Genomic DNA, 23,672 nt, shown 5'->3' with positions numbered 1-23,672 from the left:
GATGGCCGCCAGCGTTGGTAGAGACAGCCGCAGCATCGGCCAGCAACAGCGTCGGTTCCAGAACGAGGAATTTCGCAGTGCCGTGCGCGCCTTGCTGATGACGCCGCTGATGAGTCCGGACCACGACGATTTTCCGGCGATCCGGCGTCAGGCCGACGCACTGCGCGACTGGTTTGGGCGAGAAACCGGCTGGGCGCTGCACGTCGAACAAGAGGGTGCTCGACTTTATAAGCGACCGGCCGACCTCGCCAGCACGATGCGCGGTTTGCCGTTTTATGATCGCCGCCGTTACGTGCTGTTGTGCCTGGCTTGCGCGGTGCTCGAACGCGCTGACCCGCAGATCACGTTGCGACTGCTGGGTGAGCGGCTGCTGCAATTCGCCGCCGAGCCGACGCTGGTGGCTTCCGGCTTCATCTTCACGCTCGGCGCTCCCCACGAGCGGCGTGAACTGGTGGCGGTATGCCGCACCTTGCTCGACTTGGGCGTGCTGCAGCGTGTCGCCGGGGACGAAGACGCCTTTGTCCATACCGGGGGCGATCAGGCAGATGCCCTCTACGACGTGCAGCGCCGCGCGCTCGCCGGCATGCTGGCCGCCGTGCGCGGGCCGTCGACTTTCCGGCCGGAAGACGCGCCGGTCACACTCGACCAGCGACTGCATGCCTTGGCCGACGAGCATGTGGCTGACAGCGATGAGGGCCGACGCACCGTTCTGCGCCGCCAACTGGCACGCCGGCTGCTCGACGATCCGGTAGTCTATACCGACACACTGGACGCCGAGTCTCGGGCCTATTTTGTCAACCAGCGTGGCGCCATGGCGGCCCGCCTGTCTGACGCAACCGGGCTGGTCGCGGAGCAACGCGCCGAAGGTCTGGCGCTGGTCGACGAGGCTGGCTCGCTGACAGATGTGGCGATGCCCGCAGAAGGCACCGACGCCCATGTCACGCTGTTGGTCGCGGAGTTCCTGGCCACCGTTTACAGGCAGCGGCAGACGGATGCCGCCGGCGCGACCCAACCATTCTCTGGTATGATCAGGGAACAAGACGTCGTCGATTACCTGCGCGAGAGCAAGCCCCGCTATGGCAAATATTGGCGCAAATCTGCGCGTGAACCCGGCGCCGAACGCGAGCTTGCGGAGATCGCCCTTGATCGGCTGGAAAAGCTTCAACTGATTGTGCGAGATGCCGAGACGGTCTATCCGCGCCCGGCGCTCGCCCGGTTTGCGCTCGGTGAGGCCGAGGTCCGCAACTTTCGTGAAACACGCGGCGTACAGACCGCGGCTGCCGATGCCCTGGTCGGTCCGACATGAACGACCGGCCGGCTTCATTTGCTGCTCTCTCCGAGAGACCCGCGCTGCCAATCCCGACGCGGCAACGCTGGCAGCCTTTGCGGCTTGGACTGGTGGAGCTGTTTCACTACGACAGCGAGGAGTTCTGGTTCCGCGACGGTCATCTGCTGCTGCGGGGCAACAACGGCACCGGCAAATCCAAGGTGCTGTCGCTGACGCTGCCCTTCCTGCTCGATGCACAGCTCAAGTCCTCGCGCATCGAACCCGACGGCGACAGCGGCAAGAAGATGTCCTGGAACCTGTTGATGGGTAGCTATGACCGGCGCATCGGCTACGCCTGGATCGAATTCGGCCGCCTCGCCGATGACGGCACGCCGCATTACCTCACACTCGGCGCCGGGCTTGCGGCGGTCGCTGCGCGTCCCCAGGTGGACAGCTGGTTCTTCGTGTTGGAGGATTCTATTGGCGCTCCGCGCATCAATCAGGATATCTGGCTGACGAGTGATCAGCGCGTGGTCCTGACTCGGGAACGCCTGCGAGACGCGCTGCACGGCCGCGGCCAGGTGTTCGATACCGCCGTCAGCTACCGGCGCGCGGTCGATGAGCGATTGTTCCACCTCGGCACCAGGCGCTACGACGCCTTGATGGATACGCTGATTCAGTTGCGTCAGCCGCAACTGTCGAAAAAGCCTGACGAAACCGCGCTCTCGGACGCACTGACCGAGGCGTTGCCACCGCTCGCACCCGAACTGCTTGGGGACGTCGCCGAGGCTCTGGGCCAGTTGGAGGAGGATCGCCGCCAACTCGAGGAATACCAGGCGCTGGCAAGAGCCGTCGAGCGCTTCGACCAGCGCTACCGGATCTACGCTGGCACCCAGAGCCGGCGGCAGGCCCGCGCGCTGCGCCAGGCCCAGACCGAGTTCGACAGTGCAAGCCGGGCGCGCGGCGACGCGCAGGCGCGGCTCGAGAGGGCCGAGACCGCGGAAGCGCTCGCCCGGATAATTCACGACGACGCGGAACTTGCGCTCAAGCGCGAGCAGGCTCGGCTTGATATCCTGCGTGCCGACCCGACCATGCAGGACGCGAACCGTCTCGAATCCGCCGAGCGGGACGCTCTGGCTCGGCAGCGTGCGTTGCAAGTCGCCACCGCGGCGGTCGACGAGGTGCGACGGCGATTAAAGCGCAGCACTGAGGAGACCGGGCACGGCGTCCAGCGCATGACGCAAGCCGAACGTGTGATGACGAAGCTACGTCAGAACAACGCGACGCATGCCGAGGCCGCAGGTATCGTCGGCCTGCACGCCGGTAGCCCGCTCGCAACGCTCGCCGCCGCCGATCTGGTCGCATTGACGCCACAAGCCTTCGACAATGCATGCGCCGACCTTCGCACCTTGATCGTTGATCGACGCGAACAGATCGCATTGTTGCGGCGACGCCATACTGAGGTGACGGAGGCCGAAGCCCTGCATACACAACGCCAGAACACGCGCGATGAAAGACAGGGCACGGTAGAGGCCACGGCAAAACGACGCGAGCAAGCCGATACGGAGGTCGATCACGAGGGCCACAACCTGATTCAGGCCTGGGAGCGCTACTTCGCCAGCCTGAAGCAACTGCGGGTCAGCTCCGACGACGGCCGCGCAGCGCTCACGGCCCTCGCCGACTGGGTTGTTGGGCTGGATGGCGACAATCCGGCGCGACATTGCCTGCAAACGGAGCAGCAGCACGCCAGCCTGCGTCTGGCGCAGCGTCGCGTGGCGCTCGACGGCCAACGCCAGACGCTGGAGACGGAGCTCAACACCCTCGAAGACGAACGCAACCGTCTCGAAGCCGGGGTCGATGCGACGCCGCCCAACCCGCATACGCGCGGCGCCGATGCCAGAGAGGCGCGCGAGGGTGCGCCGCTCTGGCAATTGGTGGATTTTCGCGAAGAGGTCACGGCTGCTCAGCGCGCCGGCCTCGAGGCCGCGCTTGAAGCCGCCGGCCTGCTCGACGCATGGGTCTCGCCCGATGGCCACCTGCAGGCCGGCGACGGAGTAGAGCTGTTGCACGACACCCAGGTGCTGCAGCGACAGCCGCACGCGCTCTCGCTCGCTGGTTGGCTGCACGCTGACACGCCCACCGATATCGCGGTACCGGCCGCACTCGTCGAACGCCTGCTGTCCGGCATCGCCTGTACCGATGACGATCCCGCGGACATCGAAGCCTGGGTCGCCCCCGACGGTCGCTTTCGGCTCGCCGCGCTGGTCGGCGCCTGGGCCAAACCCGCGGCAGTCTATATCGGCCATGCGGCCCGCGCCGCAGCCCGCAAGCAGCGACTGGCCGACGTAGTCGGCCGCCTGACACTAATCGCCGATGAGCTCATTGCGGTCCAGGCGATGGACGCGCAACTCACGCGCGATCAGGATCGAGCCGCCGATGAATGGCGTCTGGCTCCCTCCGAAGAGGAGTTGCGCAACGCCCATCTTGCGGCGGCCGCCAGTGCGCGCGAGGCTCAGACCGCCCGCCAGCAATTGAGCGAGGCTGATCTTCAATACCTGGAGGCCGCACAAGCGCTGCAGACGGTGCGGCAACGACTCGCCGCCGATGCCACCGATCTGCGCCTTCCTGCATTATCAGCCGAGCTACCGGCGGTCGAGATGGCGTTGAACCACTATCACGATGCCCAACTCCGCCTCGCCCAGGCTGTTCACGAGGTACGTCTGGCGCTTCCCGAGCTGCAGCGGCAACGCAACCGCGAGAACGAAACCCGCGACGATCTGAAGAAGCAGGATGAACAATTTGCGGCTGCCCGCATTGAGGCGGAAGAAGCCGCCGTCCGGTTCGAGGTGTTACGCGGATCCGTCGGCGCCAGGGTCGAGGAACTGCAACGGCGGCTGGCCGATGCCAGCACCGCCGTCAAGGCCAGCAATTCCGCACTAACGATCGCGCGCGACGTCCTGAGCAAATCCGGCGAGGCGCGCGCGGTCGCGCACGAACAGGCGGCGACTGCGAGCACTCTGTTCGGACAACGCAGCAACGCGCGCGCCGAAGCAATCGCGAAGTTCCAACACTTCGCAGCCACCGGCCTGCTCGCGGCTGCGCTACCGCAAGCCAACCTGCCTGACCTGGGCGGCCCGTGGACGATCGACCCCGCGCTTACTCTGGCTCGCCGCGCGGAACAAGCCTTATTCGAACTCAAGGACGACGACGACGCCTGGACACGCCTGCAACGGCAGATCGGCGAAGACCTGACGGAGCTACAACGCGCCCTCAGCGCACTCGGCCACCAGGCGCACGCAGAACAGAGCGATTGGGGGCTTATCGTCCGCGTCATCTACCAGAACCGACCAGAACCGCCGGATCGCCTTGCCGCGCGCCTCGCCGAAGAGATCGCCCAGCGCAGTGAACTGCTGACGGCGAACGAGCGCGCTGTGCTGGAGAACCATCTGCAGGCCGAAATCGCTTCCGAAGTGCAGCGCCTGCTGCAAGCGGCCGAAACTCAGCGCGATGCGATCAACAAAGAATTGCACCATCGCCCGACCTCCACCGGGGTACGCTATCGTCTGCTGTGGCAGCCCCTGGCGGAAGAAGAAGGCGCTCCGGTCGGCCTCGAAGCAGCGCGCAAACGCCTGCTCAATACCAGCGCAGACCTTTGGTCCTCTGACGACCGGAGAGTGGTCGGCGCGATGTTGCAGCAGCGCATCGCCGCCGAGCGCGAGCGGGCCGATTCGGGCGCCGGAAAGGATGTGGGCGGCAGCCTGATCGAGCAACTCGCCCGCGCGCTGGACTATCGCCGTTGGCACCGCTTTCGCGTCGAGCGCTGGCAGGACGGGCACTGGCGCAAACTCTCCGGTCCGGCCTCCAGCGGAGAGCGCGCGCTCGGCCTCACCGTGCCGCTGTTCGCCGCGGTCGCCAGTTTCTACAGTCAGGGCAGCTACGCGCTGTCGCCGCGCCTGATGTTGCTCGATGAAGCGTTCGCCGGCATCGATGATACCGCGCGCGCCCATTGCATGGGGCTGATCCGCGAGTTCGATCTCGACTTCGTCATCACCAGCGAGCGTGAATGGGCCTGCTATGCCGAACTGCCCGGCGTCGCCATTTGCCAGTTGCAGCGGCGTGAAGGCATCGACGCGGTGTTCGTGTCGCGTTGGAGCTGGGACGGTCGCGCCAAGACACGCCAAGACGATCCAGATCGCAGATTTGCGCCGACATGATTTCCTCGACCGACCCACGCCTGCAACGCCTACTTGGCGGCGATCGTTACGCCTTGCTTCGCAAGCGCCTGCGTCAGCGTTTCGAACGGGCATCGCTCGGCTCCACGGTTGAAAACTTTCGCATCGGCAAGCTCACCGCGGAGGAGCATGCTGCATTGGCTTCGCTGCTTGGTCGTCCGCTCCGTTACACCAATTCCTTACAAGTCGACGTTCGCCTCGTCGACACCGCTTTCCAGAATGCCGGCATCGCCGCTTCGCTGCGGGACGCACTTGAAAAACTCGATGGCCCGATTTCGAATCTCGCCACGACGCGCCTTGCGCTGCAAACAATGTGGTCGGATGTGCTGGGCGGCTGCACTCACCGCGAACTGATCGGACTGCTGCAGGCTCCGGCCGGCATCGGGCTTCTCAAGCGCCTTGCACGACAGAGCCCACCGGCGGCGCTCCAACTCTGTCGCCGTGTCGAAGCGGTATTGCAACGCCTGCCCGCGAGCGGCATCACACGTTCGCAATTGGCCGCCGACGTGCTGGGCGACGCCCACGCGCTCGACATCGGACAGCCCACGGCAACCCTGGCACTGACGGTCTGGCGTCAGGTAATCGCTCGAACCGATTACAACAATGATGACGTCGATAGCGAGCCAACGGGAGACGGCGAGCTGGAGCCGGGCGGTGGTGCGGAGCGCGACCGCGACGTGTGGGCCAAGGCCGGCGTGCTGGTCAATGAATTGGCTCGCCCGGTGCTGTTCCTGAACCTGCCCATGCGCGATGCAGGAAATTACAGTCAGTCGCAGGGAGAGCCTGTTTACGCTTCGCTGCGGTCGCTGTTGCGGTCTCCACCGTCGTGGGACGTGGCGGATCGCAAGGTCTATGTCTGTGAGAATCCCAACCTGGTCGCAATCGCCGCGGATCACTGGGGCTCCGATTGCGCGCCGCTAGTCTGCACTGACGGCATGCCCGCCGCAGCACAGCGATGCCTGCTGTCGCAGCTGGCTAAAGCGCGGGCGCAGCTTTTCTATCATGGCGATTTCGATTGGCCGGGAGTGCGGATCGGCAACCACGTCATGCGCGAGCACGGCGCCCAACCCTGGCGTTTTGGGGCGAGCGACTACGAGTCCGCCGTCGAACAGACCTCATGTCTTGGACAGGCTCTCACGGGAAAGGCTGCGCCCGCGTTATGGGACGAAAGGTTAATGACGGCCATGCAGCAACATCGGCTCTCCATTGCTGAAGAAGCGTTAGCCGCTTCATTGTTGGAGGATCTCAGGGCCACATAATGATTGGGTTCGCGGACTTATTCTGAATGGTGGCAATTTGGCGCCCGAAGAGACTCTAACCGCCCCCAAATCGTAGTCCAGCTGTGGAGTGGGCAAAGTCGGCGCAGCAAAACCTTGGATGGCGGCGCTCCCAGTGGGCCTCCGATCACAATTTAGTCATTTCGTCGCGCGCAACCCCGTCGATCTTACGCTGCGACTTTCCTTCTGCCGCTTCCACGGCGCTTCCATGAACGAAATTTGGGATCAAAACTCGAACAACAAAAAGCCCTCGAAAACGATACGTTTTCAAGGGCTTGAAGCTTGGTTGCGGGGAGGCGCAACACCCGATTATTGCGATTGATTGAACAAGAGATCCTGCGCTTGTTGCCTGAGTGGACGCTGACCAGGCCACTGATTGAGAGTTATCTGCGCACTGAGCATTTTCAATGACTTGCTGGTCGCATGCCGTGTTTTTTCAGGCCGTAAATGGAGATTTATCGCACGATCACGATACCTCATGAGCTGCGTATCGTGGGAGTGGCTGAAGCTAAAGAGCATAGCGTCGGGTGGGCATGGGCGACCTCAGCCCGCTGGCCGGGGCAAGCCGAGCGAATCGCGCAAGGTCGAGCCGTCGTACTCAGTGCGGAACAGCCCTCGATGTTGCAGCTCCGGCACGAGGCCGGGGACCAGCTCCTCCAAGCCGCCTGGCAGATATGGGACCTGCAACATGAAGCCGTCGCAAGCACCCGCCTCGAACCACTCCTGCATGCGATCAGCCACCGTGCTGGGCGTGCCGGCGAAGCCGCTGGTGGTTCTCCCCGCGCCGTAGCGCTGTCCTAGCTCAGCAAGGCTCAAGCCTGAGCGCCGCGTCAGCTCGGCGACCTCACGGTAGTGCCCTTCGACGCCGGGAACGTCGAGATTCTCAGGCAGGACCTCGTCCTGCGGGAAGCGCGAGAGATCAACGCCGAGATGATAGGACAAAGTCGAGAGATCGGACTCCGGATGCGACAATTCGTGGAGCTGGTCGTGTAGCGCCTTGGCCTGCTTCTCCGTGTCGCCAATGACCGGGACGATGCCGGGCAACACCTTGACTGTATCAGGGTCGCGACCGAAACGGACCGCGCGGGCGTGCAAGTCGTTGCGGAATTCGACAGCGACATCGATCAGGCCCGGCGTCACGAAGATGATCTCGGCCCATCGCGCAGCGAAATCGCGGCCACGATCCGAAGCGCCAGCTTGGATGAAGACCGGACGTCCTTGCGGAGCCGGCTGACATTGAGCGGGCCGCGCACATTGAACCATTTGCCGGAATGATCGATCCGGTGCACCCGCGCAGGGTCGGCGAACAGCGGCGTCTGGCGATCCCGGACCGGCGCACCATCCTCCCACGAATTCCACAGCTTGGTCACGACCTCCAGAAATTCGTCGGCGCGCTCGTAGCGCCCCTCGCGCGAGAGCTGCTCGGTCAGGCCGAAATTGCGCGCCTCCGCCTCCTGAAACGAGGTGACGATGTTCCAGGCGGCGCGACCGCCGCTGAGATGATCGAGCGTCGCGAGCGCGCGCGCCAGGACATAGGGCTGGGCGTAGGTTGTCGAAAGGGTCGCGCCAAGACCGAGATGCTTGGTCGCGCCCGCGATGATCGAGAGCACCACCAGCGGATCGAGCCGTAATGCACCCAGCGCGCCGTAGCGAAGCTGGCTGTTGAGGCTGCCGCCCAGCGTGTCCGGGATCGCGAGAATGTCGGCAATGAACAGAAGATCGAAACGCCCTTCCTCCAGCAGCCGGCCGATATTCTGGTAGTAGGCGGCGGACAGCAGGTCGCCGTCCGCTTCCGGATGCCGCCAGCCAGCAGGGCTGCCGGAGACCGGACCTGCAGAGACAAAGGCGGCAAGGTGCAGTTTCTTGTCAGGCATCGGTCAGCTCACAGTCCAGGAGATCTCGACGGGCCCGCCACGTTTCAGCGTGTTGTAGATCGGGCAGTTCGCAGTGAAGCCGGCAACAAGCGTCTCAGCCTCGCCCGCCGTCACGCCGGACAGCTTCAACACCTGCACGAACAGGTCGGCCAGCGCCTTAAGATGCCGCCGCCGGAACTCCGAGATCGTGCGGAAGTCCGCCGGGTCGCCGGCCACGATCATCATGAAATCCGCCCGCTCCACCGTCGCCCTGGCGATCCGCCGCGACGAGTAGATGCCGCTCGCATAGCCGTGTAGAAGCAGCGCCGTCATCATCCGCGGATCAAACGGCGGCTGACCCAGCCCGCTCCGGTAGCGGCCTAGGATCGCCGATAGATCAAGGCTTTCCTTGACCAGCGACACGATCAACCGCGAAATGTGGTCCTGCGGCACATAGTCCTGCACGCTCGGCGGCAGAAGCTGGACCTCGTCAATCTTCCAGGGGCGAAATTCCTTGCTCATGGCCACGCAAGGAATCAGACTCGCACCCTCTTGACCAGTCACTACTCAGACAGGCTCCTAGTCTCTCCACGTGGCCGCGCTGCTCGTCTTGTACGTGGCGCCAGCAACTTGTCGCCAGATTTCCAAGCTTTGACATTCTGCGCTTTCCACCGCAGGGCCGGACTGGCTTCTATCGAGGCGCGCACGTTTGCTGGCACCTCCAGAGAAGACGCGGCGATCTCACCCCGGTCCAGCACGGCATCCAAAAATGCGCCCTCCCCCGCTGTGAACTTAAACAGCGGCGCGAGCTTCTCCCGGCATTCGGTCGTGACGCTCTCGATCCAAGCTGCTGGGCCGCCAAAGCCGTCGAAATACCGATCGTGCAGGCACATGGTCAGCTTGCCGGTAATGTCGCCGACCTCGCATCCGATCTCCTCGGGCGAGGCTGTGCGCCAGTCGAAGCTCTTGGCGCTCGCACCGATCATCAAGGTGGCCGCCTTGATCTTCGCCCAGTCGAGAGACGGCATGGCGATGATCCGGTGGGCGTCGAACAGATCGCGCGCGGTGCGCCGCGTGATCAGCGCGACCATCTTGCCGGCGACGATCTCGTGGATATCGAGGACCGGAACATTCGTGGCCTGGTAGGATCCGATTGCCACCGATGGCATGCGATCCACGCCGTAGAGCGGGCCGCGGTAGAGATAATTGATATCGATCTCGATGGTCCCCGCGCCGCCCAGCGCAGAGGCGTAGCGATAAATCCATTTGCCGCCAGCGTGCTCGGACGGCTCACGCCGCGCGACGTACCCTTTCGATTCCATCAAGCGCTCGATCCGGTCTTCCAATCCCGGGCGGTCGGCGTCCATCTGTTCCTTGTCGACCGCGCCGACATAGTTGACGTCGATATCGACAGAGAGGCGGTCCAGATCGGAATGAAAGACGTTGAGTGCCGTGCCGCCCTTCAAGGCGACGCGCGGCCCGATCAGCGTGTCGGCGCCGAAGGCATCGAGAATGTCGATCAGCCGGATCACACGCTCCAGCGTCGCGGGCTGGAGCTGCCGCTCGGCCGCGATGTCCTGAAGCGTTTCTCGCGACGCGACCATCAAACGCCTTCAAAGGCGGCGTCGACCGCCTGCGCTGGGAGAAGCACGCGCCATGGCTCGACGAGCACCGCATGACCGGGTTCCGCACCCAGCGCATAATGCTTTGATCGTGGAAGCCGTGTTCGCAGGCGCGCCAGGACATCGTCGGAGACGCCGAGCGCGGCGCGCCGCTTCTCGAGCCACCAGCCGGAAACCGAGGCGAGCGACCGATTATCCAGCAGCTCGACATAGTCGGCGACCTTCGCCGGATCGAGATAGCGCACCAGATCCAGCGACTTCAGAACTTCCTCGCCGCCGCCCGCGAGTTCTGGCCGATGTAGGACATCGACGACCGTGCGTTCGACCGCCGTCACACGGACCGTCACTCCCTGCCGGTCCATAGTCGCGGTCAGGTAGTTGGCCTTGCCTGTCGCCGCCAACGCCTTCGCCGGCGTGACGAAGCGGCAAGCACCAAATGGCAGGTCCACGCGCTCGGTCCGTCCGGCGCTGATAAGCTGAACCTCGTTGAACTCGGAATAGGCTATGCCGTGCAGCTCAAGGGCTGAGTGAAATCCCAGGACCCCATCGGGACGCAGCTTGCTCGCCGCGGCGAAGCGGTCGATCACCATCCGCTCCGCCGCCATGTGGGCCGGCACTGCGGCAAACACCTCGCGACTGACCCGCTTAATGTTGCCAGCGCGCAGGTGATGCCTAAGCAGGCTGGTGACATTGGCCGCGCTCGCCGGATGGCCGAAGGCCGCCGCGAACTCAGCCCGGGTGAAGACCGGATGAGCCGACAGGAAGCTGGCCGTTTTGTGCTGGCGGGGTTGCATAAGTCTTCAATTCTGCGCCAAGGCGGGTAATAAATAGCCAGTCTGACGCAAATTTGTCAACAAATCTTCCTGAGAAAAGGGGCCGATCGGCCGTCCCTTTGATGGCGAAAACGCGTCGTATGGGCTAAAAATTACCTTGATGGCGAAAACGCGTCGTATGGGCTAAAAATTACCCCTTCCGGCGCACTTCTAGAACAAACCGCCCCGCGAAAGGACCGCATCAGACGAATTAAGCGGTTTCCTTAGACGGATCTCCAATGTCAGATAATTTACACTATATATTGACATTGTCAGATTTTGTTACTATTTTGCCGACATGGGAGGCGCCATGAGCGATGGACCATTCAGAAATGCGGAGTTGCCCAGCAGCTGGAAGCGTTATGGCCAAGACCTGGTCAGCGACGCCACGAGCCGTGAGGAGCGAACGACGCAGGCGTGCCACAGCATGATCGGTGACGTGGACATGAAGACGTTCAGTCCCCTTTTCGATGAACTCAAAGCTCATGCCGACCGCCCCCAAATGGACTTAGACCCGGTCACGGCGGTCGAAACGATTTTCGAGACTCATCCAACGTCGCCACTGGCGGATACCCTGCAAAGACATCTGATTGCGAATCTCCGGGATCAACTCCCTCCCGAGAAGGCGCTCGATCAGGCGCTCGACAGCACGACAAAAGAATGGATCGGCACCATCAAAAACCGGCTCGACGAAGAATGCATTCGTGCCCGCGAGCTCGGCGACATGAGCCGCGAAGATTACCAGAAGGGAATCGAGCGGAACCGCGAGACGTTCGCTGCCATCAAGCCCAGCGAACTCTGCGACGCCTTGGCCACCGGCAACAAGCGCGCGTTCAGGCAGGCGGTTGAGAAGAAAGCCGGCGTAGATGAGGGGCCCGAAGAGTGAGCGCCAATCCGAAATACTCACCGATGCAAGAAAAGCGCTTGATCGTTATCGAGAAGGGACAGAAGCGCAGCCGCCGCACCCTCCCGAAGGGTGCTGTGATCGCGGAGGTCGGCCGTCACATTTACTTTAATCCGGCGGTTCTGGATAGCTTTGACGTAAAGGGCTTCGAGCCGCTGCACTACGATATGCTTGTTCTCTGCGCCGCCATCGAGTTCGCTGACCGGCGTTGGAAGCGTCCGTTGGGCTGGCGCCGAACCTTCGATGTGGCGATCCCAGTCATCGACCTTAAGGCCTGGCAGAAGCCGGAGGTTCTGAAGGCCCTGCACGGCGTCTTGAACCACCTGACCGGCGACGCATGGCGATTGACCTTTGTCCAGGCAAAGAACCTCTCGCCGATCGGCACGCGGCAGATGCCGTTGGACTTCGGCAAGGCCAAGACCTTCGCCGTCGCTTACAGCGATGGTTTGGATTCGCGTGCTGTCTCCGCTCTGAGCGGGAGCGAGGCTGAGGCACTGTGTATCCGGGTCGCGGGGAATCGCCAGCGGCGCAAAAACGGGGATAGTTATTTCACGCAGATTCCCTTCAAGGTGAAGGGATATCGCGGGAACGAAAGCAGCTTCCGCTCGCGGGGATTTCAGTTTGCGGCGGTGACGGCGATTGCTGCACAGCTCTCAAACGTGACGCGCGTCATTGTTCCGGAGAGCGGCCAGGGCGCGCTTGGGCCGGTACTTCTCCCGCTGCACAACATCTACGCCGACTATCGCAACCATCCGACGTTCTTTCGGAAGATGGAGCGCTTCATCAAGGCAGTGCTGGGCTACCGAGTGCGGTTTGAGCAGCCACGCCTCTGGTCGACGAAAGGTCAGACGTTGCGCGCGTTTCTGGACATGATCGGAAAGTCCGAACAGCATCTGACGAGTACCCATTCCTGTTGGCAAACGCGCCGGGTCGTCAATGTAGGCGGTAGGAAGCAGTGTGGCCTGTGCGCGGCTTGCTTGCTGAGACGCCTCAGCCTGCATGCCGCTGGCGTTAACGAGGCGCCTAGTACGTATATCGTGTCCGACCTTGCCGCTTCTGACGCGGCCGATGCCTTGTCGGTCATACCCCAAAAGGCTGATCGGGACATCATGGTCGAATACGGAAGCGTCGGTGCGCGTCACCTGCAGCATCTCGCGGACATGAGCGGCTTGCCTGACGAGAACATTCGCGTTCACGCCTCGCAAATCTCAGCTGCGATAGCGGAAAACTACGAAGACACTCTGAAGAAACTGAGGACGATGTTGGTAACTCATGCCGAGGAATGGCGGGCATTTTTGTCCGCGCAAGGAGATCAAAGCTTTTTGAAAAGCTGGATGGATGGAGGGCGCAATGGCTGATCTGAATGAGCTGAGCGCACAGGAAATAGGACGCCGCCTGCGGATAGCACGGGAGAACGCAGACGTCCGCCAGGATGACGCGGCCCAGGTCATCGGCATGTCCCGCCCCACCCTTGTATCCATCGAGAAGGGCGTGCGCCGTGTGCGCATCCAGGAAATCCAGACGCTCGCGCGCCACTACGGCGTATCGGTCAACGCCCTCCTCCGCCGCGAGGCAGTGCATACCGATCTGATGCCTCGGTTCCGCAAGTTGCGGGAGACGGAGGACGCGCACACCACTGAAGCCGTTCAGCTATTCAACGACCTGATTAAAGCGGACGTTGAAATGGAGAATATCCTCGGCATCCAGCGACGTCGAAATTACCCCCCGGAACACGGTATAAACGAGGGCGACGTTGCGGCCCTCGCAGAAAAGCATGCCAAGGAATTGCGCGACTGGCTGGGTCTCGGTCCGGGGCCGATCGCCGACATCTTCTCGGTCATCGAACTGGGTCTTGGCATCCGATTGTATCAGCGTCGTCTCTCATCCAGTTCAAAGGTTGCTGGCCTCTTCACCTACGATGAAAGTGTCGGCGCCTGCATACTTCTAAACGCCAACCACCCATTGCCGCGGCGCATCCAGTCCGCGGCGCATGAGGTCGGCCACTTCTATGGTACCCGTCGGATTCCCGAAGTGCTCGAAGACGATGAGAAGTTCCTCTCACGCGATGAACGCTATGCCAACGTCTTTGGCCGTGCATTCCTGACGCCAGCCGAGAGCTTCTCGGAAAGCTTCCGCCAACTGAAGGAGATCAACGGCAAAACGACCCGGCGCCTGATCATTCTCCTCGCCCAGCAATATAATATCTCGCGCCAAGCCTGCGGGCTGCGGCTCGAGGAATTGGGCCTTGCCAAGAAAGGCACTTGGGCATGGTTCGAAAACAACGGCGGCATCACCGATGACAATGTCCGAGAGGTCCTCGGCGAAATGGCCGATCGCCGCGATCCCGCAAAGAGCGACGCGGACCGACCCATCTCCCACCGCCTGAGCCTGATGGCGCATGCCGCCTGGAAGCGCGAGCTCATGTCGGAAGGACAATTGGCGGAGCTGCTGAAGGTGGGCCGAGTGGAGCTTCGCGGCGTTATCGACCAGATCGAGCTTGAGGAAAGAGACACGGATGAGTTGCACAAGCTCCCTGATTGATATCGCGGATCCGCTGATTCTCGACACAAGTGTTCTGATCAACCTTCACGCTTGCAAATATGGCGAGCGCATCCTCGCGTCCATTCCCAATGATGTCGTCGTGTCCGAGATCGTGGCTGGAGAGCTGGAGCACGAGACGAGCCGGCAGAACGGCGAGCACCGCTTTCTGTTTGATCTCGTGACGCGTGGAATCGTAACGCTCGCCACTATGACCGACGCCGAGTACGAGATTTTTCATGAACTCACGTCTACCTCGCCCTCCCTTGACGACGGCGAAGCTGCAACGATCGCCATCGCGGCAGCAAGATTTTTCCTGCCGGTTATCGATGAACGGCGCGGACGAAGCCGCGCCAGCGCGCTATTGAAAACGCGAAATCCAGGCTGGTCGTTAGACATCTTACGTCATCCAACGGCCATCGCGGTCCTCGGCGACCAACCTGTCATCGAAGCGATGTATCTCGCTCTTCGCGACGGGCGCATGCGAATTCCATTAGAAAGAGTGGAAGGCGTTATCGCACTTATAGGGATGGAGCGTTCACGCGATTGCACTTGCCTCCCTGGGTATCGAGAGCGAATTTTCGACGAGCGCTCTGGGGCCGCCGCTGTAAATTCTGCCGACAGCGCGAAGCTCCCGAATCTAAAGTGAACGGCGAACTCTGACTTGACGATGTCGCAACAGAACGCCAACGCATTGATTTCATTGGGTCGCGGGAGCGTTAAAGCGTGAACGAAACGCAGGTTTACCTGAGCTCTTCCATAGCGAGCCTCAGAGCCTTCGGGATGTGCTGCGCTTTTCCGCCCGAGATAAACGCGACCCGTACGCGCGCCGAGACCAGATCGTTCCCGCGCCTGCACTCCTGCAGCAAGCCAATCGACGCGCCTCTCACCTCTTGCGGGACCGTGACAATGTCAAGGAGGTCGTCCAAGACTGCCGGTTTTAGAAAGTCGATCGTCATCGAACGGACAACGAAGGCGGAAGCCCGGGGCGTCGTTCCGCGTTTCCTCGAGCAGCGCTTGCTGATTGGTGCCGAGCAGGCGCAAGTAATTCGTTCTGCCGCGCTCCATGAAACGCAGAAAATTCGCGTGATAGACAATCTGGCCGGCATCGGTATCTTCAAAGTAGACACGCACCTGCATGTAGTGCCGTCCGTCTCGAATTTCGCCGTCAAGAGAGACTGTCACAGCGCGGTTCCCCTTATTGCGCGTACAGGGACCAATTGTCTTGCACAGAGGCGGTTTTTTGAGCAAGCGCTAAAATCCTGCGCTTGCCGGAAGCTGAACCGGTCGCCCGAATACGGCAGGCACCGCGCTGCAGACATCGAGGCCGAAGCTGCGGAGGTTTTCCGGACGTTGGTCAATCAGGTGACACTCGTGCTCGAGACGGAAGAACTCGCGATTGCGCTACGCGGCGACCTCGCTGCGATCCTGCGGTTTGCGGCGGGCAAGAAGAACCCCCGGCTTCCCTTCGGAGGCTGGGACTCTATTTGCAATCGTAAGCATCGGTGGTTGCGGGGATAGGATTTGAACCTATGACCCGGCGGCCAGGCCCGTCGATTGTCGCCGATGAGCTTTCAGCTCCTCTTCTTCCTGCGACGTGCGCCGGCGCTTCGACTCACTTCCCTGCCGCGAAGGGTAGCCGTGCGCCCGCGATGTCGGCCTGCCGGCCTGCCGCTCAGATGATGAAGTCGGATGATTGATCGCGGAGCCGGAGGTCTCAGTTCCCTTCGCTACGCTGAAAGCGGCTTGTCCGCATTTAGGATGGCACGGCAGAGCTGAAACCACTGGCTGAGACGACCAGCTCGCTTGTTTTCCGGTTCCCCAAGATCTCGGGGAACCCTAAGGGGAGCGCCCAAAAAGCAGATTTTGTTATGGTTTTTATAAGAAACCCTAATTATAAATACCAAAGCAGGCTCCAAACTAGGCTTTGCCATGAAGCGCAGCGATCTCAGCCACACAATCCGGGAGACCCTGAAACGGCTCCCGCACCCGTATGAGGCGCATTACGGTATCGTCCCACCACCTCCCCCGGAGCACGGGGTCTCAGTTATCCAAGCGATGAAGGCCTTGGACAATGCCCAGGGCGCGCTCGGGAAAATAGACGCAATCGCGACTCAGATGAAGGACCCTTACATTGTCAGCCGAATCCTGACCCGACGGGAGGCGGTCAGTTCGTCCTCGATCGAGGGCACCCAAAGTACGCTCGATGAACTCCTTTCGGTCGAGGAGACCGGCGGCGACGACGCAAAGGATGCCGCGCGCCAGGTCCGCAACTACGCTGTGGCTCTCGACGATTTCATCCCATTGGCGGCGAAGGACGGATATGGCGTCTTCACGATCGATCTCCTGAAGAGTCTCCATCGCGCCGTCATGAAAGATGATCCCGAGTACCAGGACGTTCCGGGCGAACTCCGCACGCGCGTGGTGTGGATCGGAGGGGGCGGCAACATCGCCTATTCAAGCCTAAATCCGCCGCCACCCGATGAGGTGCCGGCTTGCCTCGCTCAGACAGTCGACTACCTCCGCAACGAGGGAATGCAGCAGATGACCCAGGGTTTTATTACGCGAATGGCCATCGCGCATGCCCATTTCGAGGCGGTCCACCCGTTCCGCGATGGCAACGGCCGCGTCGGTCGTCTTCTTCTTCCACTGATGATGGCTGCCGAGAAGCACGTCCCCCTTTATCTATCTCCATACATTGAGGCGAAGAAGGGCGCGTACTACGCTTCCTTGAAGGATGCGCAGCAGCGCCTCGACTGGCAGCCTATCATAATCTTTATGGCAGAGGCCGTGACCGGCACCGTCGAAGAGCTCATGAAAACGCGCTCGGCTCTGTCCGAACTGTCAGAACTGTGGAGGAGCCGTCGCAAATTCCGAAAGGGATCGGCGGCCGCGCGCGCGCTCGACGAGCTTCCCCATTACCCGGTCCTAACCGCCAAACGGCTCGGAGAACTCCTCGAGATCAGCCCGCCGCAAGCGCACCAGGCTATCGCACAGTTGGAGGAGGCTGGCATTCTCGCCGAACGGACGGGCTACTCGCGCAATCGCGTCTACGCCGCGAATGATGCGCTGAACATCATCAACCGTCCTTTCGGTGAACAACCGATCCTTCCCGATGAATCGGAGCCTGACGACGCCGCGAAGGCGAGCCCGAAGTGGCCGTGATGGATAATGACCATGCGCGGCCGTTAGCGTGAACCCGATTAAACGGAAAGCCGCGATGCTAATAGTCGCGCTTGCCGTGATCGAAGCTGATCTGTAACCGCACCCTGCGACAGGCTGAACCTCCTCCGAAGTGATGGACACCTGTAGTAGGCTCGAAGAGCCAGGAGAGGTGTTGGATGGAAGGACGTCAACGTCGTTCGTTTACTGACGATTATAAGCGGCAAGCGGTCGATCTGGTGGCTTCGAGCGGTCGTTCGATCGGATTGGTGGCCAAGGAACTTGGCCTGCGCGATTCCGTGTTGAGGCGCTGGGTGGAATTGCGTGGGGCTGGGCGAGAGCCGACGGCTGCGGCGTGGCGCCCCACAACGCAGGCGCCGCTGCCGTCGGCGGACCACGCGGCGGAGATCGCCCGTTTGCAGCGAGAGAACGAGCGGCTGCGCATGGAGCGCGACATTTTAAAAAACTGTCCAGCACCGTGGCGCGCCTGTGCGGCCTAGAAACAGCCTTGTGCTATCCTCTGCGGCTGGGAGGGTAGCGGCCGTTCGATTATTGGAGGCACAAACCCCGTTAAAAAACATGGTCCATGGATGTATGCGAACTTGAGAGTGGTGACGTCGCCCTGGCGGCGATCCCGATTAGGAAGATGACGATTGGCATGGCCCAGACCCTCCTGCTCATCATTGATTGGAGGATTGCCATGCCCAAGAGGACGATCGGCGACCGACCGGAACTAAAGCCCGTCAACGTTGGGGCCGCCGCGATCGACATCGGATCAAAGATGCACATGGCTGCGGTTAATCCCGCTTCCACCGACGTGCCAGTGCGCTCTTTCGGCACATTTACGCGAGACCTGCATGATCTGGCGGACTGGTTCAAAGCCTGCGGCGTGAAGAGCGTCGCAATGGAATCCACTGGGGTCTATTGGATCCCCGTCTACGAGATCCTGGAGCAGCGCGGGTTTGATGTGATTTTGGTCAATGCGCGGTACGCCAAGAACGTGCCCGGGCGCAAGACCGATGTCAGCGATGCCGCGTGGTTACGCGAGCTTCATTCCTATGGCCTGTTACGTGGCAGCTTCCGACCTGATGCCGAGATTGCAACTCTGCGCGCGTATCTGCGCCAACGGGAGCGGCTGGTGGAATATGCCGCGGCCCATATCCAGCATATGCAGAAGGCCCTGATGGAGATGAATCTGCAACTCCATCATGTGGTCTCCGATATCACGGGCGCGACCGGCATGCGGATTATCCGAGCCATTGTTCAGGCGAGCGGAATCCTGACGTCTTGGCAACCTATCGGGACGTGCGATACCATTCATCCATCGAGACGATCCGGGCGGCACTTGTGGGCAACGACCGGCACGAACATGTCTTCGCGCTGACCCAATCGCTGGAACTCTACGACGTCTACCAGGCGAAGATGCTCGACTGCGACCGCAAGCTCGAGGTCCTGATCGCGGCCCTAAACAATAGAGGCGAAAGACCGGCCGGAAAGCTATCTAAGCCACGCATCAAGACCAAGCAGGTCAACACGCCTACCTTCGATGTCAGGACCGCGCTGTACGGTGTGCTCGGCATCGATCTGACTGAGATTCATGGGTTGGGCCCATCGCTGGCATTGAAGCTCATCGGTGAGTGCGGCACAGATCTGCAGGCATGGCCGAGCGCAAAGCACTTCACTTCCTGGCTGTGCCTTGCACCAGGCAACAAAATCTCTGGCGGCAAGGTGTTGTCCTCGCGCACACGGAGATCGTCTAGCCGGGCAGCCGCACTGTTGCGGTTGGCAGCCACAACCGTCGGGCGGAGCGATACGGCGCTCGGAGCATTCTATCGGCGGCTAGCCTCGCGCGCGGGCAAGTCGAAGGCCGTGACGGCGACCGCCCGCAAGATTGCGGTTCTGTTCTACAACGCACCCGGCATGGCATGAGCTACAAGGATCCGGGGGCCGACTATTATGAAGAACAATATCGCAGCCGTGTCCTTGCCAACCTTCAGCGCCGGGCCAAATCGCTGGGCTTCGTGTTGCAGGCCATTTCGGGGGACACCAATCCGGCTGTTTCTTAGGAAGTCGATCGCGATCTTTGCTGGGGGACCGAAATGAGATTCCGCTTCATCGAAGATCGCCGCGCCGACTATCCGGTGACGATCCTGTGCGACGTGCTCGCCGTCTCGCCGGCCGGCTATTATGCTTGGCGCTCGCGCCCGGAGAGCCGGCGATCTGCCGCCAACCGCGAACTCGTCGACGACATCAAGCGGGTCCATCACGAAACCCGTGGACGCTATGGCAGCCCGCGTATCCATATCGAGCTGAAGGCTCAGGGCCGTGGGGTGAGCCGCGGCCGCATCGAGCGGCTGATGCGCCGTCACGGCGTTCGGGCTATCATGGCGCAGCCGCGTCGGGTGCGGACCACCGACAGTCGCCACGACTTCCCGATCGCCCCAAACCTGCTCGATCGGAACTTCACCGCCGCCGCGCCGAACCGGATCTGGCTCGCCGATATCACTTACATTGAGACCGGTCAGGGCTGGCTCTATCTGGCCGCCGTCATGGATCTCTACAGCCGCAGGATCGTCGGCTGGGCAATGGAAGATCATTTGCGTGCCGAACTGCCACTCACGGCGTTGCGGATGGCCATCTCGGCGCAGCGGCCTGGCGCCGGCCTGATCCACCATTCCGATCGCGGTGTTCAAGGTGGATTCAAGCGGTCGTCGCAACACTCTGGAGTTGGAGGTTGCGATGAGCATTCGAAAGCGGCGATCGGCACGGTCTGGACGAGCGCCATTACCATCGCCAGGACGACCGCCTGTGGCTGGACGGGATGAACAGAGAAGTTTCTGGCGAGCTATTGCCGCAGGGCAAAGCAGCGAAGATGCTGCGCTGGAAGCCGGGGTGTCACAGCCTGTAGGAACCAGATGGTTTCGAAAGGCGGGCGGCATGCCACAGCGATGTTCAAGTCCTCAGCAAAGGCGTTCTCCGGGCGATACTTGTCATTGGTGGAGCGCGAAGAGATTGCGCTTCTCAAGGTGCAGGGCCATTCGATCCGGGAGATTGGGCGTCGTCTCGGTCGATCCGCCTCGACAATCTCGCGAGAACTGCGGCGCAATGCAGCCACCCGCAGCGGCGGGTTGGAGTATCGGGCGACGACTGCCCAGTGGCATGCGGATCGATCCGCCCGTTGGCCTAACCCAACCAAGCTTGCGCTCAACACAACCTTGCACACTTATGTGGAGGAGAGACTTGCCAGCGCCGTCGTGGCCCCGAGCGGCGCTCCCGTTCCTGGTCCCGCGGTTCCGTGGAAGGGTCGCCGGCATGGCCCGCGAAAGGATCGACGATGGGCCAGGGCTTGGAGCCCGGAGCAGATTGCCCGACGCCTGCCGATCGACTTCCCGGACGACAAGACGATGCGTATCAGTCACGAAGCCATCTATCAGTCCCTCTTCGTTCAGGGCCGGGGAGTACTGCGCCGCGAACTGACGGCCTGCTTGAGAACAGGACGCGTGTTACGGGTGCCCAGGGCGCGCGTGCGCAGGCGAGGGAAAGGCTTTGTCTCGCCGGAGATCATGATCAGCCAACGCCCGCCGAAGCAGCCGATCGAACAGTACCGGGACATTGGGAGGGAGATCTCATCCTCGGTCTTGGCAGCTCGGCGATCGGCACGCTGGTCGAACGCACGACGCGTTTCACGATGCTATTGCATCTTCCCCGGCTCGCGGGGCATGGCGAAGCTCCGCGCACGAAGAACGGCCCTGCGCTCGCGGGACACGGGGCCGAAGCCGTGCGGGACGCGATTACGCGCACCATCATCACCTTGCCCCAAGAACTGCGTCGTTCGCTGACTTGGGATCAGGGAGCCGAAATGGCTCAGCATGATCGTCTCAAGATCGATGCGGGTGGCCAAGTCTACTTCTGCGACCCGCAAAGCCCATGGCAGCGTGGCACAAACGAGAACACCAATGGGCTGTTACGTCAGTACTTCCCGAAAGGCACAGATCTGAGCATCCACAGCGTTGACGAAATCGCCGCCGTGGCAGCGGCCCTCAATGCTCGACCAAGAAAGACTCTGGGCTGGCAAACGCCGGCAGAAGCGCTTGACGAGTTGCTGCCATGAGTAAACATAGTCGGTGTTGCGACGACCGCTTGAATCCGCCCAGCATACGAATTGTTGTGAAGTACATGCTGGACTTCTTCCAGAGGCGCTCCCCAGATTTCGGCTATTCTGCGTTCGGCGTCGTTTACCTGCCACGGCAGCAAGGGAACCCCATCGGTCTGAGCAAAGGGGCCACCTGTGCTGTTCTCTACAACAGCAACATCAAATACGCCCTTACTTCCTGTGTCCCCAGGGGCGGAACGCGAATAGGAACTTGGATGAGCTTATCGAAGTAACTTGTCACCAAGCCTTCATCGACGATCCCATCGAAGTGACGGCGGACAGCGTGACGTATGACAGAGTCATCGGCCGGCAATGACAAACGCCGTGTTTTCCAGGAACAAGAAAAGGCGAACGGCCTCCAACGTTGATATCGTCGTTTGCGGAAGGCAGCGGTCCAAATCATCAATCAGCACAATAAGCTTCGTGCCCATTACTTCGAGGGTTTCCTCGCACGATTTGCGGATCGCATGAGTTTCTTTAGGCGGCGAGGACTCGGTGCGTGGCTTGATCAGGCCCGATGCCTTGCTGGCGGCATCGGTTACTGTGCCTTCGGCCTTAGCGATGTCGTCAGCGCCAGCATTTCCGGTCGCAATTTTTTCCCGAGTTCGATGGCTTCATTAAGTATTCCTGTCCGCGGTAGGCGGAGCGAACGCGAAGGCCGATCCTGCGCCAAGTTTCACGGCGCGAAACCAATTCACGCGTTGCAGCAGCTCTTTGGCTTTTTCGAGCCCGGTCCTGCGCTGTTCGGCTTCTTTTGCGAGCGCTGTCGCGATAACTTCCATCAATGCCGCGCGCGCGTCGTCGTATCCTTGATAAAGCCAAGCGTTGAACTCAACAAAAATGAAATCTGACCGCTTGCCCTCGGCGCGCTGTTCGAGCCCAGCGCGAACGAGTCCCCCGACGGTCGGTCAAAATCCCCCGGGTGAGGTCACCTCAAACTCCCCCACCTGATTCCGCCTGGCTGGGCGGCTGATCGGCCGCAAAGCGCGTAGCAGGACGTTTATTTTCGCCCCCTTTAGGGAAGAGGGGACCGGGAGTTGAACGTCTTGAAGCCGCATCTGCAAAGCACCGTATTTACGTTACTTGAGCGCCAGACGAGCCAACGAGAGATCCAGCGGCTGACGGGGATCGACCGCAAGACGATCCGGCGCTACCAGGCGATTTTCGTGTCCCGGCGAGCGGCGGAGGCAAATTCCCCCGGGGTGACCGCCGGCTCCGAGGCCGCGGATGGCCAAACTCCCCCAGCTCCGCGACCGCCGGCTATCGGCATGAAGGTGGCCGCCAAGACGTTTGATTTCGCCCGCTCAGCCTGTGAACCGCATCGGGAATGGATCGAGCAGCAGGTCCGTCTGAAGCGCAATGCGCAGGCGATCTACCAGGATCTGGTTGATCAGCTCGGCTTCACTGCCAGCTACGAGAGCGTCAAGCGTTTCGTGCGCGCCTTGCGCCACATCGATCCCAAACAGTTTGACCGTCTCGAGTTTGCCCCCGGCGAGGAAGCCCAAGTCGATTATGGCGAAGGCGCGCTGACCCGTGATCCGAAGAGCGGTCGTTACCGCCGGCCGCGCCTGTTCGTGATGACCCTGCGCTACTCGCGGCGTAGCTTCCGGCGGGTGGTCTGCAAGTCGAGCCAGCAGATCTGGGCACAGCTCCACGAAGGGGCTTTTCGATATTTTGGCGGCGCCGTCGGCTATGTCGTGCTCGATTTTGTTACCGGTAACAAAATCGCAGTTATGTGCCGGACATCGTTATGTGCCGAATGCCGTCACAACCCGCATTTCTGAGCGCTATTTCCGCGCCGGCGGCAACATAACGGAGCGCTCGTGGCATGGTGATCTCCTTCTTTCCTTAG

General features: G+C 61.7%; 16 protein-coding genes and 6 pseudogenes. 13 read left to right on the top strand and 9 right to left on the bottom strand.

Features of this window, described 5'->3' with window-relative positions; genetic code table 11:
• Position 1: 1 nt before the first annotated feature.
• Genes GWE18_RS38785 through GWE18_RS38775 form a run of 3 tightly spaced genes read left to right on the top strand, consistent with a single transcriptional unit; the run spans position 2 to position 6,758 of the window.
• Positions 2 to 1,306: a TIGR02678 family protein gene (locus GWE18_RS38785; RefSeq protein ID WP_214494002.1), complete on the top strand. Its 1,305-nt coding sequence runs from the start codon at positions 2 to 4 to the stop codon at positions 1,304 to 1,306.
• Positions 1,303 to 5,481, top strand: a complete 4,179-nt coding sequence (locus GWE18_RS38780; protein ID WP_275190815.1) for a TIGR02680 family protein — start codon at positions 1,303 to 1,305, stop codon at positions 5,479 to 5,481. The genes GWE18_RS38785 and GWE18_RS38780 overlap by 4 nt, the downstream gene beginning before the upstream one ends.
• Positions 5,478 to 6,758, top strand: a complete 1,281-nt coding sequence (locus GWE18_RS38775) for a TIGR02679 family protein (protein ID WP_057900828.1) — start codon at positions 5,478 to 5,480, stop codon at positions 6,756 to 6,758. The genes GWE18_RS38780 and GWE18_RS38775 overlap by 4 nt, the downstream gene beginning before the upstream one ends.
• Before the next feature lie 561 nt (positions 6,759 to 7,319).
• Here the strand turns inward: GWE18_RS38775 and GWE18_RS38770 are convergent.
• The 5 genes from GWE18_RS38770 to GWE18_RS38750 are packed head-to-tail and all read right to left on the bottom strand — an operon-like array spanning position 7,320 to position 11,045.
• Positions 7,320 to 7,979, bottom strand: a complete 660-nt coding sequence (locus GWE18_RS38770) for an LLM class flavin-dependent oxidoreductase (protein ID WP_275190831.1) — start codon at positions 7,977 to 7,979, stop codon at positions 7,320 to 7,322.
• Positions 7,913 to 8,650 carry an LLM class flavin-dependent oxidoreductase gene (locus GWE18_RS38765; RefSeq protein WP_275190814.1) on the bottom strand — a complete coding sequence of 246 codons (738 nt, stop codon included), beginning with the start codon at positions 8,648 to 8,650 and terminating at the stop codon, positions 7,913 to 7,915. Before GWE18_RS38765 ends, GWE18_RS38770 begins: the two co-directional genes overlap by 67 nt.
• Positions 8,651 to 8,653: 3 nt before the next feature.
• Positions 8,654 to 9,151 carry a transposase gene (locus GWE18_RS38760; RefSeq protein WP_108522605.1) on the bottom strand — a complete coding sequence of 166 codons (498 nt, stop codon included), beginning with the start codon at positions 9,149 to 9,151 and terminating at the stop codon, positions 8,654 to 8,656.
• Between the two features lie 41 nt (positions 9,152 to 9,192).
• Positions 9,193 to 10,233 carry a nucleotidyl transferase AbiEii/AbiGii toxin family protein gene (locus GWE18_RS38755; protein ID WP_275190830.1) on the bottom strand — a complete coding sequence of 347 codons (1,041 nt, stop codon included), beginning with the start codon at positions 10,231 to 10,233 and terminating at the stop codon, positions 9,193 to 9,195.
• The gene (locus GWE18_RS38750) at positions 10,233 to 11,045 is read right to left on the bottom strand and encodes a type IV toxin-antitoxin system AbiEi family antitoxin (RefSeq protein WP_057841659.1); all 813 of its coding nucleotides are present in this window, start codon (positions 11,043 to 11,045) and stop codon (positions 10,233 to 10,235) included. Before GWE18_RS38750 ends, GWE18_RS38755 begins: the two co-directional genes overlap by 1 nt.
• A 328-nt stretch (positions 11,046 to 11,373) precedes the next feature.
• Here GWE18_RS38750 and GWE18_RS38745 point away from each other — a divergent pair, with 328 nt between their 5' ends.
• Genes GWE18_RS38745 through GWE18_RS38730 form a run of 4 tightly spaced genes read left to right on the top strand, consistent with a single transcriptional unit; the run spans position 11,374 to position 15,154 of the window.
• Complete coding sequence (locus GWE18_RS38745; RefSeq protein ID WP_057841658.1) at positions 11,374 to 11,949, top strand: hypothetical protein; 576 nt, start codon at positions 11,374 to 11,376, stop codon at positions 11,947 to 11,949.
• Entirely contained in the window at positions 11,946 to 13,325 is a 1,380-nt protein-coding gene (locus GWE18_RS38740) for a 7-cyano-7-deazaguanine synthase (RefSeq protein ID WP_275190813.1), read from the top strand. Before GWE18_RS38745 ends, GWE18_RS38740 begins: the two co-directional genes overlap by 4 nt.
• Positions 13,318 to 14,508, top strand: coding sequence for an XRE family transcriptional regulator (locus GWE18_RS38735; RefSeq protein WP_275190812.1), 1,191 nt, complete (start codon positions 13,318 to 13,320; stop codon positions 14,506 to 14,508). The genes GWE18_RS38740 and GWE18_RS38735 overlap by 8 nt, the downstream gene beginning before the upstream one ends.
• Positions 14,483 to 15,154: a DNA-binding protein gene (locus GWE18_RS38730; RefSeq protein WP_108522608.1), complete on the top strand. Its 672-nt coding sequence runs from the start codon at positions 14,483 to 14,485 to the stop codon at positions 15,152 to 15,154. The genes GWE18_RS38735 and GWE18_RS38730 overlap by 26 nt, the downstream gene beginning before the upstream one ends.
• A gap of 94 nt (positions 15,155 to 15,248) precedes the next feature.
• On the opposite strand, the pseudogene GWE18_RS38725 reads toward GWE18_RS38730, so the two are convergent.
• Positions 15,249 to 15,690, bottom strand: a pseudogene (locus GWE18_RS38725) (YbgC/FadM family acyl-CoA thioesterase).
• A 747-nt stretch (positions 15,691 to 16,437) separates the two neighbouring features.
• Here GWE18_RS38725 and GWE18_RS38720 point away from each other — a divergent pair.
• The 5 genes and pseudogenes from GWE18_RS38720 (at position 16,438) to GWE18_RS38700 (ending at position 21,778) form a co-directional block, all read left to right on the top strand.
• On the top strand, positions 16,438 to 17,670 hold the full coding sequence (locus tag GWE18_RS38720) for a Fic/DOC family N-terminal domain-containing protein (protein ID WP_275190811.1): 1,233 nt from the start codon (positions 16,438 to 16,440) through the stop codon (positions 17,668 to 17,670).
• Positions 17,671 to 17,846: 176 nt separating this feature from the next.
• Positions 17,847 to 18,131: pseudogene (locus GWE18_RS38715) on the top strand (transposase); the annotation flags it as partial.
• Positions 18,132 to 18,367: 236 nt separating this feature from the next.
• Positions 18,368 to 19,733: pseudogene (locus tag GWE18_RS38710) on the top strand (IS110 family transposase).
• 33 nt (positions 19,734 to 19,766) lie between these two features.
• A pseudogene (locus GWE18_RS38705) lies at positions 19,767 to 20,360 on the top strand (IS3 family transposase); the annotation flags it as partial.
• Between the two features lie 46 nt (positions 20,361 to 20,406).
• Positions 20,407 to 21,778, top strand: a pseudogene (locus GWE18_RS38700) (IS30 family transposase).
• A 187-nt stretch (positions 21,779 to 21,965) separates the two neighbouring features.
• Here GWE18_RS38700 and GWE18_RS38695 read toward each other — a convergent pair.
• The 3 genes from GWE18_RS38695 to GWE18_RS42420 form a co-directional block, all read right to left on the bottom strand.
• Positions 21,966 to 22,223, bottom strand: a complete 258-nt coding sequence (locus GWE18_RS38695; RefSeq protein ID WP_275190810.1) for a P-loop NTPase fold protein — start codon at positions 22,221 to 22,223, stop codon at positions 21,966 to 21,968.
• Complete coding sequence (locus GWE18_RS42425) at positions 22,120 to 22,332, bottom strand: P-loop NTPase fold protein (RefSeq protein ID WP_342804335.1); 213 nt, start codon at positions 22,330 to 22,332, stop codon at positions 22,120 to 22,122. The genes GWE18_RS38695 and GWE18_RS42425 overlap by 104 nt, the downstream gene beginning before the upstream one ends.
• 105 nt (positions 22,333 to 22,437) lie before the next feature.
• Positions 22,438 to 22,662 carry a P-loop NTPase fold protein gene (locus GWE18_RS42420; RefSeq protein ID WP_342804334.1) on the bottom strand — a complete coding sequence of 75 codons (225 nt, stop codon included), beginning with the start codon at positions 22,660 to 22,662 and terminating at the stop codon, positions 22,438 to 22,440.
• A gap of 195 nt (positions 22,663 to 22,857) precedes the next feature.
• Here GWE18_RS42420 and GWE18_RS38685 point away from each other — a divergent pair.
• Positions 22,858 to 23,526: pseudogene (locus GWE18_RS38685) on the top strand (IS21 family transposase); the annotation flags it as partial.
• Between the last annotated feature and the right edge of the window lie 146 nt (positions 23,527 to 23,672).

Origin of the sequence: Bradyrhizobium sp. CSA112 (assembly GCF_029051645.1) — a bacterium.
Lineage (GTDB): Bacteria > Pseudomonadota > Alphaproteobacteria > Rhizobiales > Xanthobacteraceae > Bradyrhizobium.
The sequence above is the reverse complement of the archived record's forward strand: the minus strand, read 5'-3'. Positions and strand labels throughout refer to the sequence as shown.

Coding starts and splice junctions, on each gene's coding strand:
- GWE18_RS38780 (WP_275190815.1), top strand. CDS start 1,303: ATGAACGACCGGCCGGCTTCATTTGCTGCTCTCTCCGAGAGACCCGCG.
- GWE18_RS38775 (WP_057900828.1), top strand. CDS start 5,478: ATGATTTCCTCGACCGACCCACGCCTGCAACGCCTACTTGGCGGCGAT.
- GWE18_RS38750 (WP_057841659.1), bottom strand. CDS start 11,045: ATGCAACCCCGCCAGCACAAAACGGCCAGCTTCCTGTCGGCTCATCCG.
- GWE18_RS38785 (WP_214494002.1), top strand. CDS start 2: ATGGCCGCCAGCGTTGGTAGAGACAGCCGCAGCATCGGCCAGCAACAG.
- GWE18_RS38755 (WP_275190830.1), bottom strand. CDS start 10,233: ATGGTCGCGTCGCGAGAAACGCTTCAGGACATCGCGGCCGAGCGGCAG.
- GWE18_RS38760 (WP_108522605.1), bottom strand. CDS start 9,151: ATGAGCAAGGAATTTCGCCCCTGGAAGATTGACGAGGTCCAGCTTCTG.
- GWE18_RS38730 (WP_108522608.1), top strand. CDS start 14,483: ATGAGTTGCACAAGCTCCCTGATTGATATCGCGGATCCGCTGATTCTC.
- GWE18_RS38720 (WP_275190811.1), top strand. CDS start 16,438: ATGAAGCGCAGCGATCTCAGCCACACAATCCGGGAGACCCTGAAACGG.
- GWE18_RS38695 (WP_275190810.1), bottom strand. CDS start 22,223: ATGATTTGGACCGCTGCCTTCCGCAAACGACGATATCAACGTTGGAGG.
- GWE18_RS38765 (WP_275190814.1), bottom strand. CDS start 8,650: ATGCCTGACAAGAAACTGCACCTTGCCGCCTTTGTCTCTGCAGGTCCG.
- GWE18_RS38735 (WP_275190812.1), top strand. CDS start 13,318: ATGGCTGATCTGAATGAGCTGAGCGCACAGGAAATAGGACGCCGCCTG.
- GWE18_RS38745 (WP_057841658.1), top strand. CDS start 11,374: ATGAGCGATGGACCATTCAGAAATGCGGAGTTGCCCAGCAGCTGGAAG.